Origin of the sequence: Microbispora rosea, assembly GCF_900156315.1 — a bacterium.
Lineage (GTDB): Bacteria > Actinomycetota > Actinomycetes > Streptosporangiales > Streptosporangiaceae > Microbispora > Microbispora rosea.
The window spans coordinates 196,713-212,890 of record NZ_FTNI01000013.1; the positions used below are offsets into that span (position 1 = coordinate 196,713).

Consider the following 16,178-nt stretch of genomic DNA (forward strand, 5'->3'; position numbering starts at 1 on the left):
TCACCTCTTGAGGAGGGCGGGTGGCGTGGGGGTCGTACGGGGGTAGGAAGGGGAACCGGGGCCGGGGGAGTGTGGGGAAGCGGCCGATGACGACGGCGTTCATCCTGTGGGGAGGCGGCAGCCTGGGAGCCGCGCAGGTCGGCATGCTCCGCGCGCTCACCGCTCACGGGATCCGCGCCGACATGGTGGTGGGCGCCTCGATCGGGGCGCTCAACGGCGCCTATTACGCCTCCCGCCCCGACGCCGCGGGTGTGGAGGAACTGGCCCGGCTGTGGCTGTCCGTGAGCAGCCACGACGTGTATCCGGGAGCGGGCCCGACGTGCTCCGCACACTGGCCGGAAACCTTCCCTTCCATCCCCTGCGGGGAGCCCTGCAGGCGTTCGGCCTGCTCAACTACACCTTCCCGCTCAATCCGGCCACGCTGGCCGCGGCCCTGCTGGGCCGTCGCAACTACCTGTTCGAGAACTCCTCCCTGCGGCGGTTCCTCGAACGCATCCTGCCGATCCGCGCTCTGGACGAGACGCTGATTCCGCTGTCGGTGCTCACCGCGGATGTGCGGACGGGGCGGCCGGTGGTCCTGTCGCGGGAGCCCGCGTTGCCGGCCGTGCTGGCCAGCACCGCGATCCCGGCCCTGTATCCCACCGTGACGATAGGCGACCGCGTGCTCATGGACGGCGGCGTCGCCGACCTGACCACCCTGGACTACGCGGTGGACGCCGGGGCCGACGAGGCGTACCTGCTGGCGCCGGGGTTCTCCTGCCACCTGCCGGCCGCGCCGTCGACGGCGATCGCCATGGCCCTGCACGGTTACAACCTGCTCAGCGAGCAGCGCATCAGCGCCTCGATCAGGCAGAACAGGCGGCGGACCCGCCTGCACGTGCTGCCGCCGCTCTGCCCCGTCGAGGTGCTGCCGGTCGACTTCCGCGGTACGGCGGACATGATCGAGCGAGCGACCCTGTCGACCGCCCATTGGCTGGAGCGGCGTGAACCGCACCCTCGTCTCGCCCGCCCGCTGTGCCCCCCGCACGACGAGGACCACCGGCCGCGCCGGCCGGGCTAATTCGGTTGTGCCGACGCGTGCGCGCGGCTTTCATGAGCAGTGCCGGAGCCCAAGGAGGGAGACGATTGGTGAGACGTGCCGGAGCATAAGCGACCGAGGCCGGGTACGGCGGCCGCCATCGGTGACGGGCTCAAGCTGCACCGCCGCCCGCTGCGAGCGGACGGTCGCGACTACAGCGTCATCACCCTGCGGCCGGGCACCCGGGCCCGCTTGTCCACCAACCGTTTCCACGAGACCTGGCACATCCTGTCCGACCTGCACGGCGCACGCCTGCTGGGCAGGTTGCTGTGGGGCCTGTCCTTCCAGCGCCTGCCGGGCACCGTGGTCGTGATCGACCGTCCGCACCTCGACCCGAACCCGTTCGACGCCGAGCCGGCCGACCCGATCGTGCTGGTCCCGGCGCACCTGACGACCGTCACCGCGCAGGCGATCCGGCGGCTGCGCCGGGGTATGGCCGAGCCCTCTCAGGGCACGGTCCGCTGGCACACATGGGGCCTCGACGCCGAGCTTGCCCGTATGCGTGAGCGCGTCCGCGAGTGCCGGGAGTTCCGTCGATGGCCCGGCTGGGAGCCGCCGGCCGCAGACCACGGCGCCGCCGTGGAACGGATCGGGGGCGCGCTGGTCTTCCGCGCCCCGCCGGCGCGGCTGCGCGAATGGGCCGTCGACGTCGCCGCGCTGGGCGACGACATGCGCCACGGTATGGACTACGTCTATCTGGAGGCGTCGAACAGCCCGCTGCGCTGGGGCGACGGCGAAGTGCAGATCTTCTCCGACTATCGGCGGCGGGTCGCCGTCGCCGGGGTCTCTCGTCGCGAGGTCCTGGCAGATGTCCCCGAGGGATCGGCCCCCGCCGACGTCCACCCGCGGATCTGGCGTCACAACGGCACGGTCCGCGCCCGAGGCAGGGTGAACACGGCCACCGGATGACCCGGCATGGCCCTCGGCTTCTCGTCGCGGCCTGCGGTCAAGGGGAGCAGGTGGCCGGACTCGCGGCACGGGTTGCGCCGACCTGCGAACCGCTCCCCGCCTGGGCAAGTACGATCGATCCGTGACCGAAATGACCGAAACGACGCCAGGCTGGCTCGCTCCCGACGAGATCGAGTCGATGCGGGGCCGGATGCCGATCCTGTACGTGGACGCCGTGCCTGTGCGCGTGGACGACACGGGCACTGTTACCCGCGTCGGCCTGCTGCTGCGGATCGGCGCCGACGGCACCGTGAGCCGGGCGCTGGTGTCCGGGCGGGTGTACTACCACGAGCGCATCCGCGACGCGCTTCTGCGCCATCTGGAGAAGGATCTCGGGCCGGTGGCGCTGCCGAGCGTGCCGGTCTCGCCGACGCCGTTCACGGTGGCGGAGTACTTTCCCACCCCGGGGGTCACCCCGTTCCACGACCCCCGCCAGCACGCGGTCTCACTGGCGTACATCGTCCCGGTGCGCGGCGACTGCCGGCCCCGGCAGGACGCGCTGGACCTGGAGTGGTTCACGCCCGAGGAGGCGGCCGCCCCGATCGTCCAGCAGGAGATGACCGGCGGTCAGGGCGTGCTGCTCAAGCAGGCGCTCGCCTACGTCGGCCGCCTGACCTGATCCGGGGTCACTTCTTCGCGAAGGCCGGGCCGAGCGCCCACGCCAGCCGGTCCAGCCATTCGCAGGGGTTCCCGGTGACCTGGGGATACTCGGCGCGGAACTCGTCCCAGTCCACCTCGAGAGAACGGATCGTCTCCGGGCCGAAGTCACCGGCCTCGCGCTCCCCGAGCGCGTCGCGCAGAACCTCGTGCATGAGATCGCGGGGGAGCGTCACGCGCTCGGCGAGCAGGACGGCGTCGTAGAGGTCCTTGCCCTGCGGCCAGATGTCGGAGGCCAGCCAGAGCAGCTTCCAGGCCAGGGACAGCTCCGGGGAGGCGGCGAGGATCGGCGTGGGCTCGCCCCCGCCGGAGCGGGGGATCAGGGCGACCTCCGGCGGGACGGGAAGGCGCTCGTTGAAGGTGAAGTCGAGTTGGACGGTCCCCGGCGGAAGGTCGCCGGCCCGCCAGGTGAACACGAGCCGCCGCCCGGGGACGCGGTCGTAGGTCCAGATCTCGTCCGTCGCGATGTCGCCCGGGTCGAAGGTCACCGCGCCGTCGGCCGGTCCGGCCACGGCGGCGGCGATGACGCCCTTGAACATCGCGGCGGTGAGCGGGCTGACCATGTCCACGGTGGGCGGGACGACGACCCAGTCGAGGTCGCCCGGTTCACGCGCCTCCTCGCCCACCCACGCCTCGAGCAGCAGGCTGCCGCGCAGCACGAGGTTCTCGTGCCACGGGGACTCGGCGATGACCCGGACGAGATGATCGATCGCTTGGCGGCGGGCCTGCCGCCACCGGCGCCCGGCCTCTGGGTCGTCGAAAATCGGTTCGCCGGCCCGGAACGCACGGTCGAACTGCTTCAGCGCCGGGTCGAAAATCGGCGGCTGGCGTATGCCCGGCCTGTTCGCGACCGGCAGGTAGGTCTCCGGGAAGCCCTGCGTCCCGCGAGGTGGGACGGTGACTCCCTCGGGGAGGGAAACATACGGGAACCGCTCCCAGCTCGACGTCATCTCTCCTCGATCCAGCCGTGGTCGGCATCCGGGTTGTCGTCGTGGACGACGTACTCTCGCTCGGCTTCCAGTACGGCGTAGCCGTGCCGCTCCAGGTCGGCGAGCAGTCCCTCGAATCGGCGGTCCGCCGTGGCCAGCCCGACACCCCGGCATCGCTGCGTGACGAAACGCTCGTGTGAACCGTCGTCGCGCCGCCGGCGGGCGTTCCGCGACACGTGCGCGCCGTGGACCACGGCGAGATCGGTGAGGGGCGCCGGGTCTCCCCGGAGGACGACCTTGACGTGATGTTCGAAGTAGCGGTCCGGCATCGCCGCGGCGGCCTCGGCGGTCGGAGGGACGTCCTCGTTCCAGGGAGCCGCCTCGATCTTGACCCGGACCACGCGAAACCCCTCGTCCCGCAACCGCGCCACGTGTGTTGCGGCGGCCGTCCGCTGCGCGCTGAGCGTGCCCGCGCCCCGGACGGTGAGCATCGGCTGGGAGCGGACCGTCCCGCGATCGAGCACGATGTGGGTGAACTTGGCGTCGTTCTCCCGCGCCCAGGCGGCGAGCGGCGCGACGTCGTCGGCGGCAACCGTCAGATGGATGTCGAAGACGCCCCTGAACTCCGGGCCGCTCACCGGTGGCGTGGCGCTTCCCGGCGCATCCCCGGTGCGGGGGGACTGTGGCATGACGACGACCATAATCGAGCGCGCGGGCGTACGGCATCGGGATTATCCGGCCGCACGGCCGCCCGCCTCACCGCAGGGACGCCAGCTCGTCCCATCGGCGGGGGTCGTGGCGCTGCAGCAGGATCGTGTCGACGAGCAGCTCCAGCAGCAGGCGGTCGTACGCGTCCCCGACCCGCCGGTGCCGCCCGCGGTCGGCCTCGACCCGGGCGGCGACCACGAACCGGCCACCCTGCGTCCGGCCGAAGCGGGCCTCGTAGATCTGGTGGCCGGTCCAGCTCCGGTGCAGGTGCAGCGTGTCGCTCTCCACGTAGGCGGACCATCGGTCGTCCATGCCCACGGGCCGGTGGCCGAGCCGGATGACCGCCCAGTCGTCGTCGCTCCACACCCGCTCCGGCGGCGACATGGCGACGGGAGCGGCGAACGGAACCACCTTGCGCAGGCTCGACCGGGTGACTCGCCTCGCGGTTGGCGGGCACGAAGAAGTGGGAACCGAGCGCGTCGCCCAATGCCAGGCCGTACAGGGATGCGGTCGCGCGCGTGAGGGGATCGGACGCCATCGCCGCGAAGTCTGGCACAGGCCGGGAGAACGCGCCCTGCTCAGGCGGCGCCGACGACGGCGGCGAGGGCGGCCGGCAGCGGATAGGGCCGTTCGGCGGGCGGCGCGGAGGCGCCGGCCCGGACCGTGCCGAGCGTGTCTGTGATGTCGGTGATGGAGACGATCCACTGGTCGACGTAGCGGTCGACGGCCTCGCGCGACAGGCCGATCTGGATCGACCGGTACGGCAGCGGGTTCAGGTGGGCGTCACGCTCGGGATCCCACTGGATCCGGACGGGGCTGTCGCGGAGCCGGGCGGCCCACGAGGCGTGGTCGTCGCCGGTGCCGGGATGACTGGGACAGGAACGGGCGAGCGCCCATTCGAAGCCGTCGCGGGTGATCTCGATGGCGAGCACACGGGTCTGGCCGGGCTTGGCGGCCCAGCCGCTGCGGTACATCATCCAGTGGAACGACGGCTTTATCCAGGTCATCCGCTCCCGTTTGAACGGCGGCACGAACCGTTGCGCCGCGACGGCTCTGCCGGCGATGTCCGGATCGTAGGCCTGGTAGACGGTGACGGCCTCCTCGGTGTAGGAGGCACGAATCTGCCTGTAGGGAAGGTTCATGCCGCCGAGTGTCGCCACCTCGTGTCGGGGCGGGCAACCGGTTATCGCCGACGGTCATCGCCGGCGCCGAGGGGGCACCGCCATCCGCGCGCCGCCGCCGACGGAGGCGGCGGCGCGACGGGCGGCCGTTCAGTGCCGTGAGGTCAGCACCTGGGAGAGCACCTTGTGCACGTAGGTGTTGGGGTGCTTGCCGGTGAAGAGGGTGGACAGGGGTCCCTCGGCCGTGACCGGCACATCCACGCCGGTGTGCCCGGTGGTGGTCCAGTCCATGACGAACTTGAGGTTGCTGCCGTGGATCGGGAACGGGCCGTCCTCGGTCGACAGGTCGCTGCCGCTCTCGTCGGTGTCGGAGGTGTCCTCCACGGTGAGGCCGCCGCAGTCGTGGTCACCCGTGATGACGAGAAGCGTGTCCGGGTGCGCGGCCACGTACGCCCTGGCGACCTTGACGGCCTTCTCCAGGGATGCCATGGCCTGGAGCACGCGGGAGCCGTTGTTCTCGTGCGCGAACTCGTCGATGCCCTCTTCCTCGACGAAGAGGAAGAAGCCCTTCTTGTTCGTGCTGAGGGTGTCGAGGGCCTTCTTGGTCATCGTGGCCAGGTCCACGGCCGGAGCGTAGACGTCGCCCTGGCCTTCGGGCCTCTGCTGGAACATCTCCTCGTTGCTGAACAGGCCCAGCAGCTTCCCTCGCTTCGCCTGGGCCAGCTCCTTCGCGCTGGAGACGTACTGGTAGCCGGCGCGCTTGGCCTTGTCGATCAGGTTGCCCTTGGTGCCCTTGCTGGCCTCGCTGGGGTCCTCGGCGGGCTTGTCGGGCCATGCGCCCGGCGTGCCCGCGGGGAGCCACCAGTCCTCGCCGCCGCCGAGGATGACGTCCGGCTTGCTGACCGCCAGGTACTGCCGCGCGATCTCGTCCTGAGAGTCGCGGTCGGCGGTCTGGGAGAACCACGCGGCAGGGCTGGCGTCGGTCACCTGAGACGTGGTGACGAGGCCGGTGGACTTGCCCGCCTCCTTGGCCTGCCGACCCAGGATCGGCAGCGGCTTGCCATTGACGTCCACGCTGATGGCGCCGTTGTAGGTCTTGGTCCCCGTCGCCCAGGCGGTGGCCGCCGCGGCGGAGTCGGTGACGGCGGTCTTGGGGTCGTGCGGGCTGGTGCTCAGCTGCCCGGAGACCGGGAGCTTGTCCATGGCCAGCTGTCCGCCGAGGCCGGTCAGGTACAGCCGGCCGGCTTCACGATGAGCCGCGGACATGCCGTCGCCGTTGATGAAGATCACGCTGCGTGCCCGGCCCCCGTCGTGGTGAGAGGTGGCGGCGTTCGCGGGCAGGCCAGGACTGAGGACCGCGCTGACGACCGCCGCCGTGGCCACAGTCGTCGTAGGGACAAGCAGCCGCAGCAGACGCGTGCGGGAGGAACCCATGTAAAACCCCCAAGTGGGTATCTGTTTGCAAGACGGGGATATTACGGTCGAAAATCCACCATCAGGTGAACGTGGCCTGGAGACATCTTTAACCGCTCGGGCCAGGTCTCCCGCCTGTCACGATCTTTGTTTACTCGGCGTAAACCCAGTGTTGTCATGGTGCACACCGTCCAGCGTCCTTAGTGGGTCTAACTTTCTCGCTGCCGTACCGATCAACGAACCTGCGATCGAGTGCCGGCTGCCGAGGAAGGACACGGATGGGAAAAGTCGACGAAAACAGGAGCCCGGCAGTCCGGGCTCGCGGGATCACGAAGTCCTTCGGCGATGTGGCCGCACTCGACGGCGTCGACCTCGATGTGGCGTACGGGCAGGTCCACGGCCTGGTCGGCCCGAACGGCGCGGGCAAGACGACGCTCCTCGGCCTGCTGCTGGGCTTGGCGGTCGCGGACGGCGGCCGCCTCGAGATCCTGGGTACGCCGGTCGGGCGGACGCTCGCCGTCCCCGGCGGCGTCGCGGGCTTCGTTGACGGGCCCGGGCTCTATCCCTCGCTCACCGCACGGCAGAACCTCGCGGCCCTGGCCTCGCTGGGCCGGTACGACGCCGGGGGCGCCACCGGCGTCGACGACGCGCTGGAGCAGGTCGGGCTCTCCGACGTGGCCGAGGACCGGGTCCGGGGCTTCTCGCTGGGGATGCGCCAGCGGCTCGGGCTGGCCGCGGCGCTGCTCACCAAGCCGCGACTGCTCGTCCTCGACGAGCCGGCCAACGGCCTTGACCCCGCGGGCAAGCACCACGTGCACCGCGTCATCGCCGGACTCGCCGCGAACGGCGCCGCCGTGGTCCTGTCCAGCCATCGCATGGACGACCTCGCCGCGCTGTGCTCCGAGGTGACCATCCTCGCCACCGGACGGGTCGTCTTCTCCGGGCCGGTGAGCAAGCTCGCCGCCGAGAGCGGCGAGCTCGACTACCGGCTGCTCACCTCCGACCCCGCGGCCGCCCACCGGCTGGCGTCGGAGACGCCCGGGCTCCGCGTCGTGCCCGGCCGCGACCCCGCCCAACGACTCGACGCCGACGCACTCGTGGTGCGCGGGCCCGTGCCGGCCGTCGACGAGCTGGTCGTACGGCTGGTGCGGGCCGGCGTGGCGCTCCGGGAGCTGGCGCCCGTGGTGACGCCGATCGAGGCCGCGTTCCTCGCCCTGACCGGGGCGGGCATCACCCCTGCGCAGGCCCAGGAGGAGCGGACCGGCCAGCAGGAGCGGACCGGCCAGGAGGCGCAGACCGGCCAGGAGGCGCAGACCGATCAGGAGAACCTGCGATGACCGCAACCGTCACCCAACCCCCGGTCGGCGTCCGGCCGGCGCCCATGCTGCCCGGCTACCGGTTCGAGCTGGCCAAGCTGCTCTCCCAGTGGCGCATCCGCCTGCTGCTGCTCGCCTGCTGGATCGCCCCGGCGGGCTTCGTGGCCGCCGTGAGCCTGCAGAGCTCGCTCCCCGCCGACACGGTCTTCGGCCGCTGGATGAACGCGACCGGCTGGGCGGGGGCGCTGGTCGTACTCGACTTCTCGTGCAGCTGGGCGCTTCCGCTGCTGACGGCGCTGGTCGCCGGCGACGTCTTCGCGGCCGAGGACCGGCTGGGCACCTGGCGCCACCTCCTCGTGGCGGTCCGCTCACCGAGGCGGATCTTCGTGACGAAGGGCCTCGCCAGCCTGACCGTGCTCCTGCTGCTGGTGGCGGGGCTGGCCGCGTCGGGCGTCATCGGCGGCCTGGCCGCGGTCGGCAACCGGCCGCTCGCCGGCCTGGACGGCCATCTCCTCGCCCCGGCGGACGCCGCCGCCACGGTTCTGCTCGCCTGGCTGTGCGTGCTGGCGCCGACGGTGGCGTTCGCCGCCGTCGGGCTCCTCGGCTCGGTGGCCCTGGGCCGCTCACCGATGGGGCTGCTGATGCCCGCGCTGCTCGCCCTGGTGCTGCAGCTCGCACAGCTGCTCCCGCTGCCGGTGGCGGTGCGTGCGGCCCTGCCGAACAGCGCCTTCATCGCCTGGCGCGGGCTCTTCACCAGCCCGGCGCAGACCGGCCCCCTCCTCATCGGCATCGCGGTGAGCGTGGTCTGGGCGGTCGCCGCCACCGCGCTGGCCTACCGGCTGTTCCTGCGCCGCGACTTTACCGACCTCGCGTACGACGGGTCGGGCCGGCGGGTCGTGGTGGCGGCGGTCCTGCCGCTGGCCGCACTGGTCGTCCTCACCGTGGGCGTGATCGCCGTCGCGACCCCGGCCACGGGCTCGGGGATCGAGAAGGGGAAGCTGCAGGACTCGCTCGCCACGGCGTACGCCCATCTCTATCGGCTGCAGACGCGGGAGCTCCATCGCCCCGACGTCACCGAGGCGCAGCTGGGGGCGTCCGCGTCCTGCGACAAGGGCGGCTCCCGGGTCCTCGACCGGGGACCGGGCAACGACTGGCGGTGCGTCGTGTCCTGGCACCTGCCGGGCGCGAGCGCCGTCGGCTCCGCCATCTACCAGCTCGACGTCACCGCGGACGGGCGGTACGTCGCCGACGGAGACGGACCCAAGGAGGTGAACGGCTACTTCCAGGTGCGCACCCCGGCCGGGGACGCACCCAACCCCCTCTGGCAGTTCGACGGGAACGTCGACCTGCTCGCAAGCACCCCGAAGGAATGATTCATGCACGTCACGCGCCAGCGCGTCGCCAAGGTCCCTACCGGACTCCTCAGCGGACGCACCGGCAGGCGGACCCGCCTCCTCGCGGCCGCCACCGCCGCTCTCGTCGTCACCGGCGGCGGCATCGCCTACGCGTCCACCGACGTATTCGGCACCCAGCAAGTCGGCCAGACCACCGACAAGGGCCTGGTCGTGTCGAGTGACCAGTACATCAACCCGATCGGCGAGCGTCTCGTCATCGACAACGGCAAGATCATGTCGTCCTCGCTCAGCCCGGACGGCACGCACCTCGCCGCCTCCGTCACCGACGGCGGCATGGCGCTCGTCATCGTCGACCTGAAGAACTGGAAGGTGCAGCAGGTCGTCGGCAACAACGCCGCGGCGAACCTGCGCATCACCGACAACCTTGTGGGCCAGGAAGGCCCCACGTACTCGCCCGACGGTTCGCAGCTGTGGCTGGGCCGGGCCGACGGCTTCACCAGGTTCACCGTGAACCCGGACGGCTCCCTCGCCGCCCCGGTCAACATCGCCATCGCCGCGCAGGGCTCGAAGCGCGCGCTGGTGGGAGAGCCGGTGTTCTCCGCCGACGGCAAGACCGTGTACGTCGCCGTCAACGGTCAGAACCGGGTAGTCGCCATGGACGCGGCGACCGGGGCCATCCAGCAGAGCTGGGCCGTGGGCAACGCCCCGCGTGACATGGTCATGGTCGGCACCAAGCTCTACGTCAGCAACGAGGGCGGCCGTCCGGCCAAGCCCGGCGAGACGACGATCAACTCCTACGGCACCCAGGTGCCGGCCGACCCGAAGACCGGCGCCACCACCACCGGCACGGTCAGCGTCATCGACCTGGCGAACCCGTCCGCCGTCCCCTCGAGCATCGACGTCGGCCTGCACCCGACCAGCCTGTACGTCAAGAACGGCGCGCTGTTCGTCACCAACACCGCCACCAACGACGTGTCGGTCATCGACACCGCCGCCGACAAGGTCGTCCAGACCATCGCCACCCAGCCGTGGCCGCAGTCCTCCGTGGGCTACGAGCCCGACGCCGTGACGCTCACCGACGACGGTCACCTGCTGGTGACGCTCGGCCGCGCCAACGCGGTGGCCGTCTACCGGTACACGAGCCCGCAGGAGCCGGTCAGCTACGTCGGCCTGCTCCCGACCGACTACTTCCCGGCGGAGATCACCACGGTCGGCGACCAGGTGCTGATCTCCAACACCCGTGGTATCGACGCCCGCCGCCCCACCACCGCCGCCGGGCACGGCACGCACGACACGACGTCGAGCCTGCAGCGGTTCACGCTGCCGGACGACAAGGAGATCGCCAAGTCCACGGCCACGGTCTTCGAGCAGAACGGCTGGGGCAAGAACGACGTCAAGATCGCCCACGGCAACAAGCAGAAGGCCGAGCCGGTCCCGAAGCGTCTCGGCGACCCCTCGACGATCAAGCACGTCTTCCTGATCGTCAAGGAGAACCGGACCTACGACCAGGTCCTCGGTGACATTCCGGAGGGCAACGGCGACCCGTCGCTGGCCCAGTACGGCGAGAACGTGACGCCGAACCAGCACGCGCTGGCGCGCCAGTTCGGCCTGTACGACAACACCTACGACATCGGCACCAACTCGGCCGAGGGTCACAACTGGCTGATGCAGGCCGACAACCCGGAGTACACCGAGTCCTCGGCCGGTCAGTACCTGCGCAGCTACGACACCGAGGACGACGCCCTCGGTCACCAGCGGACCGGCTTCATCTGGAGCGGCGCGCAGGCCGCGGGCAAGACCGTGCGGAACTTCGGTGAGTTCCACCAGTTCCTCACCAAGCCCTCGGGCGCGACGTGGCAGAACCTGTACTGCGACACCAAGAACATGGAAGCCACCGGGGCGAACACCGCCTACACCCTGAACTCGTCCTCGCCGATCCCGTCGCTCAACGACGTGTCGGTGCACGGCTTCCCGAAGTTCGACACCAGCGTCCCGGACATCTACCGCTACGAGATCTGGAAGCGTGACTTCGACGCCAACGGGCCGGCCAACCTGAACATGTTCTGGCTGTCCAGCGACCACACCGGCGGTCCGGTGAACGGCGCCGGCCAGGTCGCCGACAACGACCTGGCCGTCGGCAAGATCGTCGACAAGATCTCGCACAGCAAGTACTGGAAGGACTCGGCGATCTTCGTCGTCGAGGACGACTCCCAGGCCGGCACCGACCACGTCGACGGCCACCGTGCTCCGATCCAGATCATCAGCCCCTGGGCCAAGCACGGCACCGTGGACAGCCGCTACTACACGCAGATCACCATGATCCGCACCATCGAGCAGATCCTCGGCATCCAGCCGATGAACCAGAAGGACAGCGCCGCCACCCCGATGGCGGCGGCTTTCACCAACAAGCCCGACTACACGCCGTTCACCGCCCTGCCGAACCGCACGTCGCTGACGCTGGGCCTGTCGGGCTCCACCCTGCCGTCCTGTGGTGCGGACACCCCGGCGCCGCAGAACCCGGCCGCGGCGGCGGCGCCGTCGGCGAAGGTGCCCGCGGACAAGCAGGAGATCGCGAAGAAGTGGGGCGCCTGGAAGTCGCACCAGGCGTTCAACGGGCCCGCCGCCAGGGCCGACTCCGGGAACCCGGAGCAGATGAACCGCTTCTCGTGGTACGAGGCGCACGACTACAAGAAGCCCTACCCGGGTGACGGCGAGATCTACGCGCCGGACCAGGTGCCGGGCGCCTACATCCCGTCGTCGGAAAACGACGGCTGACGCAGGCCGAACAGACGGAAGGGCCCTTGACCGGCGTCACCGCCGGTCAAGGGCCCTTCCCGCCGTTGCGCGAGGCGGAGGCCGGCCGGCGCCGCGGACGCGTGCGGCCGGGTCAGCGCCGCGCCCGCGCGTCGCTGCCCGTCTTGGCCAGCAGGAGTTCGGTGAACAGGTTCTCCCACAGCGGCATGACGTTCTGCGGCGCGTACTCCCCGGCGGTGACCGCGGCGGCGGCGCCCATGCGCAGCCGCAGGTCGCGGTCGGCGATGAGCCGGTTGATTGCCGCGGCGAGGGCGTCCACGTCCCCCGAGGGGACCAGGACGCCGTCGGTCCCGTCGGCCAGCACGTCGCCGGGTCCGGTCGGGCAGTCGAAGGCCACGATCGGCAACGCGTGGGTCATCGCCTCGATCATGACCATCGGCAGGCCCTCGAACCGGCTGCTCAGCGCGTAGATGGAGGCCCGGGCGAGCTCGTCGTCGAGCCGGTTGGTCCGGCCCATCAACGTCACGTGCGCGGACAGGCCGTGCTCTTTGATCAGAGCCCGCAGGGCCGCCTTTTTCGGGCCGGTGCCGAAGACGCGCAGGCGCCACTCCGGATGTTCCTTCACCACCTGGGCGAACGCCGGCAGCAGCAGGTCGAAGCCCTTCTGCTTGACCAGGCGTCCGGCGGCGACCACGACCGGATGCTCCTGCCGCGACGGCGCCTGGTTCACCGAGTGCACCGCGTTCGGGATCCGGACGATCCTCGTGTCTGGCAGCACCTGCTCGTACTCGCGCCGGTCGCTGGGGGTCAGCACGGCGACCGCGTCGAACGCGCCGTAGTGCCGGATGATCTCCTCGCGCAGCGGGCCGGGGTAGGTGCCGAGGTTCATGTGCTCCTGCGCCACTCGCACGACGTTCTTGGAAGCACGGCGCGCGGAGATGAGGTTGAGCGCCGGGCGCGTGGTGACGAGGATCCCGTCGTCGATCGAGGCCACGTAGTCGATGACGGCCTTCTCGACCCGCTCGGTGAAGTAGCCCGCGGCGAACTCGCCGTGCGGCACGATCTTGCCGCGCAGCCTCCGCCACACGCGCCGGCCGAGGGTGTCGGCCCGTACGCCGGTACGCTGGTCCACCAGCGCGGTGAGCGCGACGTCGGGATGCAGCTGGAACTGCGGCTCATCACGGCGGCGCACCACGCTGACGACCTCGACCTCGTGGCCGAGCGCCGCCATCGCGTTCGCCTGGTTGACCACGGTGCGGATCGTGCCGCCCATGCCGTAGGCGTGCAGGAGCATGTAACGGATCCTCATCGGCCCTCCTCCTTGGGGAGGTAGCCCCAGCTGCGGCAGATCGGTTTGAGCAGGTCGGGTATCTCGTCCGGCCCGGGCAGGTCGCGTCCCGGCTGCACCGTGCCCGACCGGATCTTGTCGCTCCAGTCGCCCAGGCCCTTCTGCACCACCTTCTGCTCGCCGTACGCCAGCATGCCGGGCTCCCACTCCACTTCGAGGAATTCGCAGATGGCCCGGGTCGTCTTCTCCGGCTCGGCGGTCAGATCCTCATACCGCACGGTCAGCCCGGTGAGCGCCTTCCTCGCCCGCTGCACCGCCTTCATGTAACGCAGCGCGTCGGAGGCGGCCTCCTCCCTGGTGCGCTTGACGGGGTCGGCCTCATACCAGGAGGCGGCGATGGAAGCGGGGTGGCGCAGCAGGAAGATGTACCGGGCGTCGGGCCAGCAGGCGGCGATCCGGGCGTACGCGAAGGCGTTGGCAGGGGTCTTGTCCACGATGGTCCGCTTGCCGCTCCGCACCAGTTCGCGGTGGAGCACCCGGTCCCACAGCATGTGCTCCAGGTCCGCCTGGTTGTGGCCGAGCGCATCCATGGCCTTGCGGGCCAGCGGCGTGCCGAATCCCACGGTCAGCCGCCTGACGTGCATCTCGTGCGGGGCGTGCAGTTCGGGGTGGGCGTTCAGGATCGACCGCAGCAGGGTGGAGCCCGAGCGCACCGGGGACATGATGAACACCGGCGCGACCAGAAGGCGGTCGGCGCGAGGGTCGGCGGGAGGACGCACGAGCTCCTTCGGCGCCGCAGGAGGGGCCGGGCTCGCGGGCGACGACTGGGCGGCGGGCGGGACTCGGGTGAGCTGGACTCCCGTGAACTTGACGAGTGCGCCGTTGATCCTCCGCTGCCATGTCATGGCCCGCGAGACTACCGGGGCTTCCGGGGAAATCCCTGAGAATCCGCCCCTCGCTCACCGGTGACCCCACCATGTCCTACCTGGCGGCTTGCCGCCTCCGCGCGGTCAGCCATCGGCGGGCCGCGTCCAGGTGGGCGTCGCCGAGCCCGTCTCTGGGGTCGACCGCCACGACCAGGAACTCACCGACCCCCGGATGGCCGTGCAGGAACTCCAGATCGGCCGGGCCGAGGTCGTCGTCGAACCACACGAACGGCCGGCCCCGGACGTACTCGGCGACGTGCCAGGTCTTGAGGTTCACACCGGGCGGGCGGGGAGGGTCGCCGTCGATCGGGATCACCGGCAGCGGGGGCAGCCCGATCCTGGGGCCGATCTCCGTGTTCGCGCGTTCGCCCCAGGTCGTCGCCCAGGTCAGCGTCGCACCGGTCTCCCGGCGCAGCGCGGTCAGCTTGGCACCGTGCCGGGGATCGAGCAGCAGGCGGAACCACTCGCCCTCCGCCACGCACTCGAAGCGGCGGAAGCGCGGCGAGGAACGTCGCACGGGGTTGAGCACCCCGTCGACGTCCAGCAGCAGCAGTGTCCCGTCCATCACGGCCATCATCCCGCCGCCGGCGTCCGCTCCTCCACCCCCGAAGGCGCGGGTGGGACAGCGCGAAACCGGACCCGGCCGGACAGCGTCCGAACCGGATCCGGTTTCGTCAGGGGTCAGGGGTCAGGGGTCAGCTGCAGGTGACGGACGGAGTGGCCGCGCTTCCGTTGGCGGTGAAGCCGAGGGTGGTGGACGAGCCGGCCGCGACGGAGCCGTTGTAGGGGGCGTTGCGGACGGTCACGGAGGAGCCGGACACGCTCTGCGTGCCGTTCCACAGGCTGCTGATGGTCTGCCCGCCGGGCCAGGTCCACTTCACGGTCCAGCCGTTCAGTGCCGAGCTGCCGGCGCTGACCGTGACCTCGGACTGGAAGCCGCCGGGCCAGCTGTTGATCGTACGCATGGTCGCGCTGCACCCGCCCGGCTGGGGCGAGGTGCCGGGCGACGGGCTGACCGGCGGCGTCGGGCTCGGGCTCACCGGCGGGGTCGGGCTGGGGCTCGGGCTGACCGGCGGGGTGGGGCTGGGCGAGGTGTTGGGTGAGGCGTTGTTCAGGGCGTTGAGGACCGAGGTGTAGGCGGCCTTCTTGTTGCCGTTGCCGTCGAACAGCAGCGGAGTCTGGCTGGAGCGCCAGGAGTCGCTGTCGCGTACGCCCCACACGGTGATGCCGACGCAGCGGGAGACCGCCAGGCAGTCGTTGACGATGTTGGCGTAGGTGGTGGCCGAGGCGCCCTCGACGTCCAGCTCGGTGATCGCCACGTCGACACCGAGGGCGGCGAAGCTGGAGATGGTCGTGCGGTAGTTGCTGTTGTAGGCGCTGCCGCTGTTGAAGTGGCCCTGCAGCCCCACGCAGTCGATCGGCACGCCGCGCTGCTTGAAGTCCTTGACCATGTTGTAGACGCCCTGCGTCTTGGCCCAGGTCCAGTTGTCGATGTTGTAGTCGTTGTAGCACAGCTTGGCCGCCGGATCGGCGGCCCGCGCGGTGCGGAAGGCGACCTCGATCCAGTCGTTGCCGGTGCGCTGCAGGTTGGAGTCGCGCCGCCCGCCGGTGCTGTCGTCGAAGGCCTCGTTGACCACGTCCCAGTACGGGATCTTGCCCTTGTAGTGGGCCATCACCCCGTTGAT

The 16,178-nt window shown here is 70.8% G+C and carries 15 protein-coding genes and 1 pseudogene; 7 read left to right on the forward strand and 9 right to left on the reverse strand.

Annotated features, from left to right (window positions below):
• Positions 1-86: 86 nt before the first annotated feature.
• The 4 genes and pseudogenes from BXA11_RS45405 to BXA11_RS19980 form a co-directional block, all read left to right on the forward strand.
• Positions 87-284: pseudogene (locus BXA11_RS45405) on the forward strand (patatin-like phospholipase family protein); the annotation flags it as partial.
• Between the two features lie 35 nt (positions 285-319).
• Positions 320-1,060 carry a patatin-like phospholipase family protein gene (locus BXA11_RS44640; protein ID WP_239105057.1) on the forward strand — a complete coding sequence of 247 codons (741 nt, stop codon included), beginning with the start codon at positions 320-322 and terminating at the stop codon, positions 1,058-1,060.
• 75 nt (positions 1,061-1,135) lie between these two features.
• A complete protein-coding gene (locus BXA11_RS19975) occupies positions 1,136-1,987 on the forward strand; it encodes a hypothetical protein (protein WP_076436670.1) in 852 nt (283 codons plus the stop codon).
• A 121-nt stretch (positions 1,988-2,108) separates the two neighbouring features.
• The gene (locus BXA11_RS19980; RefSeq protein WP_244303586.1) at positions 2,109-2,645 is read left to right on the forward strand and encodes an NUDIX hydrolase family protein; all 537 of its coding nucleotides are present in this window, start codon (positions 2,109-2,111) and stop codon (positions 2,643-2,645) included.
• A 7-nt stretch (positions 2,646-2,652) separates the two neighbouring features.
• Here BXA11_RS19980 and BXA11_RS41415 read toward each other — a convergent pair whose 3' ends face one another.
• The 5 genes from BXA11_RS41415 to BXA11_RS20000 form a co-directional block, all read right to left on the reverse strand.
• Positions 2,653-3,633 (reverse strand): nucleotidyl transferase AbiEii/AbiGii toxin family protein, encoded by a 981-nt coding sequence (locus BXA11_RS41415; protein WP_083744412.1) that lies wholly within the window; start codon positions 3,631-3,633, stop codon positions 2,653-2,655.
• Positions 3,630-4,301 (reverse strand): hypothetical protein, encoded by a 672-nt coding sequence (locus BXA11_RS41420; protein WP_081903399.1) that lies wholly within the window; start codon positions 4,299-4,301, stop codon positions 3,630-3,632. Before BXA11_RS41420 ends, BXA11_RS41415 begins: the two co-directional genes overlap by 4 nt.
• 67 nt (positions 4,302-4,368) lie before the next feature.
• Entirely contained in the window at positions 4,369-4,731 is a 363-nt protein-coding gene (locus BXA11_RS19990; protein ID WP_083744413.1) for a hypothetical protein, read from the reverse strand.
• Positions 4,732-4,898: 167 nt separating this feature from the next.
• A complete protein-coding gene (locus BXA11_RS19995; protein WP_076436726.1) occupies positions 4,899-5,462 on the reverse strand; it encodes a DUF4291 domain-containing protein in 564 nt (187 codons plus the stop codon).
• A 129-nt stretch (positions 5,463-5,591) separates the two neighbouring features.
• A complete protein-coding gene (locus tag BXA11_RS20000) occupies positions 5,592-6,875 on the reverse strand; it encodes an alkaline phosphatase (protein ID WP_030506934.1) in 1,284 nt (427 codons plus the stop codon).
• A 257-nt stretch (positions 6,876-7,132) separates the two neighbouring features.
• Between BXA11_RS20000 and BXA11_RS20005 the strand changes: the two genes are divergently transcribed.
• Genes BXA11_RS20005 through BXA11_RS20015 form a run of 3 tightly spaced genes read left to right on the forward strand, consistent with a single transcriptional unit; the run spans position 7,133 to position 12,300 of the window.
• Complete coding sequence (locus tag BXA11_RS20005) at positions 7,133-8,191, forward strand: ABC transporter ATP-binding protein (protein WP_076436673.1); 1,059 nt, start codon at positions 7,133-7,135, stop codon at positions 8,189-8,191.
• On the forward strand, positions 8,188-9,543 hold the full coding sequence (locus BXA11_RS20010) for an ABC transporter permease (RefSeq protein WP_076436676.1): 1,356 nt from the start codon (positions 8,188-8,190) through the stop codon (positions 9,541-9,543). The genes BXA11_RS20005 and BXA11_RS20010 overlap by 4 nt, the downstream gene beginning before the upstream one ends.
• Positions 9,544-9,546: 3 nt before the next feature.
• Positions 9,547-12,300 carry a bifunctional YncE family protein/alkaline phosphatase family protein gene (locus BXA11_RS20015; RefSeq protein WP_076436679.1) on the forward strand — a complete coding sequence of 918 codons (2,754 nt, stop codon included), beginning with the start codon at positions 9,547-9,549 and terminating at the stop codon, positions 12,298-12,300.
• Positions 12,301-12,412: 112 nt separating this feature from the next.
• Here BXA11_RS20015 and BXA11_RS20020 read toward each other — a convergent pair whose 3' ends face one another.
• The 4 genes from BXA11_RS20020 to BXA11_RS44645 all read right to left on the reverse strand — a co-directional run.
• The gene (locus tag BXA11_RS20020; RefSeq protein ID WP_076436682.1) at positions 12,413-13,588 is read right to left on the reverse strand and encodes a glycosyltransferase family 4 protein; all 1,176 of its coding nucleotides are present in this window, start codon (positions 13,586-13,588) and stop codon (positions 12,413-12,415) included.
• Positions 13,585-14,472, reverse strand: a complete 888-nt coding sequence (locus BXA11_RS20025; protein ID WP_076436684.1) for a sulfotransferase family protein — start codon at positions 14,470-14,472, stop codon at positions 13,585-13,587. Before BXA11_RS20025 ends, BXA11_RS20020 begins: the two co-directional genes overlap by 4 nt.
• Before the next feature lie 76 nt (positions 14,473-14,548).
• On the reverse strand, positions 14,549-15,058 hold the full coding sequence (locus BXA11_RS20030) for an HAD domain-containing protein (RefSeq protein WP_143734400.1): 510 nt from the start codon (positions 15,056-15,058) through the stop codon (positions 14,549-14,551).
• 130 nt (positions 15,059-15,188) lie between these two features.
• The coding region (locus BXA11_RS44645; RefSeq protein ID WP_143734401.1) for an endo-1,4-beta-xylanase at positions 15,189-16,178 on the reverse strand (990 nt) is incomplete at its 5' end.

Excerpts from the sequence above, each read along its gene's own strand:
- BXA11_RS20015 (WP_076436679.1), top strand. The coding sequence starts at position 9,547 with ATGCACGTCACGCGCCAGCGCGTCGCCAAGGTCCCTACCGGACTCCTC.
- BXA11_RS20000 (WP_030506934.1), bottom strand. The coding sequence starts at position 6,875 with ATGGGTTCCTCCCGCACGCGTCTGCTGCGGCTGCTTGTCCCTACGACG.
- BXA11_RS19995 (WP_076436726.1), bottom strand. The coding sequence starts at position 5,462 with ATGAACCTTCCCTACAGGCAGATTCGTGCCTCCTACACCGAGGAGGCC.
- BXA11_RS41420 (WP_081903399.1), bottom strand. The coding sequence starts at position 4,301 with ATGCCACAGTCCCCCCGCACCGGGGATGCGCCGGGAAGCGCCACGCCA.
- BXA11_RS20025 (WP_076436684.1), bottom strand. The coding sequence starts at position 14,472 with ATGACATGGCAGCGGAGGATCAACGGCGCACTCGTCAAGTTCACGGGA.
- BXA11_RS41415 (WP_083744412.1), bottom strand. The coding sequence starts at position 3,633 with ATGACGTCGAGCTGGGAGCGGTTCCCGTATGTTTCCCTCCCCGAGGGA.
- BXA11_RS20010 (WP_076436676.1), top strand. The coding sequence starts at position 8,188 with ATGACCGCAACCGTCACCCAACCCCCGGTCGGCGTCCGGCCGGCGCCC.
- BXA11_RS20030 (WP_143734400.1), bottom strand. The coding sequence starts at position 15,058 with ATGGACGGGACACTGCTGCTGCTGGACGTCGACGGGGTGCTCAACCCC.
- BXA11_RS20020 (WP_076436682.1), bottom strand. The coding sequence starts at position 13,588 with ATGAGGATCCGTTACATGCTCCTGCACGCCTACGGCATGGGCGGCACG.
- BXA11_RS20005 (WP_076436673.1), top strand. The coding sequence starts at position 7,133 with ATGGGAAAAGTCGACGAAAACAGGAGCCCGGCAGTCCGGGCTCGCGGG.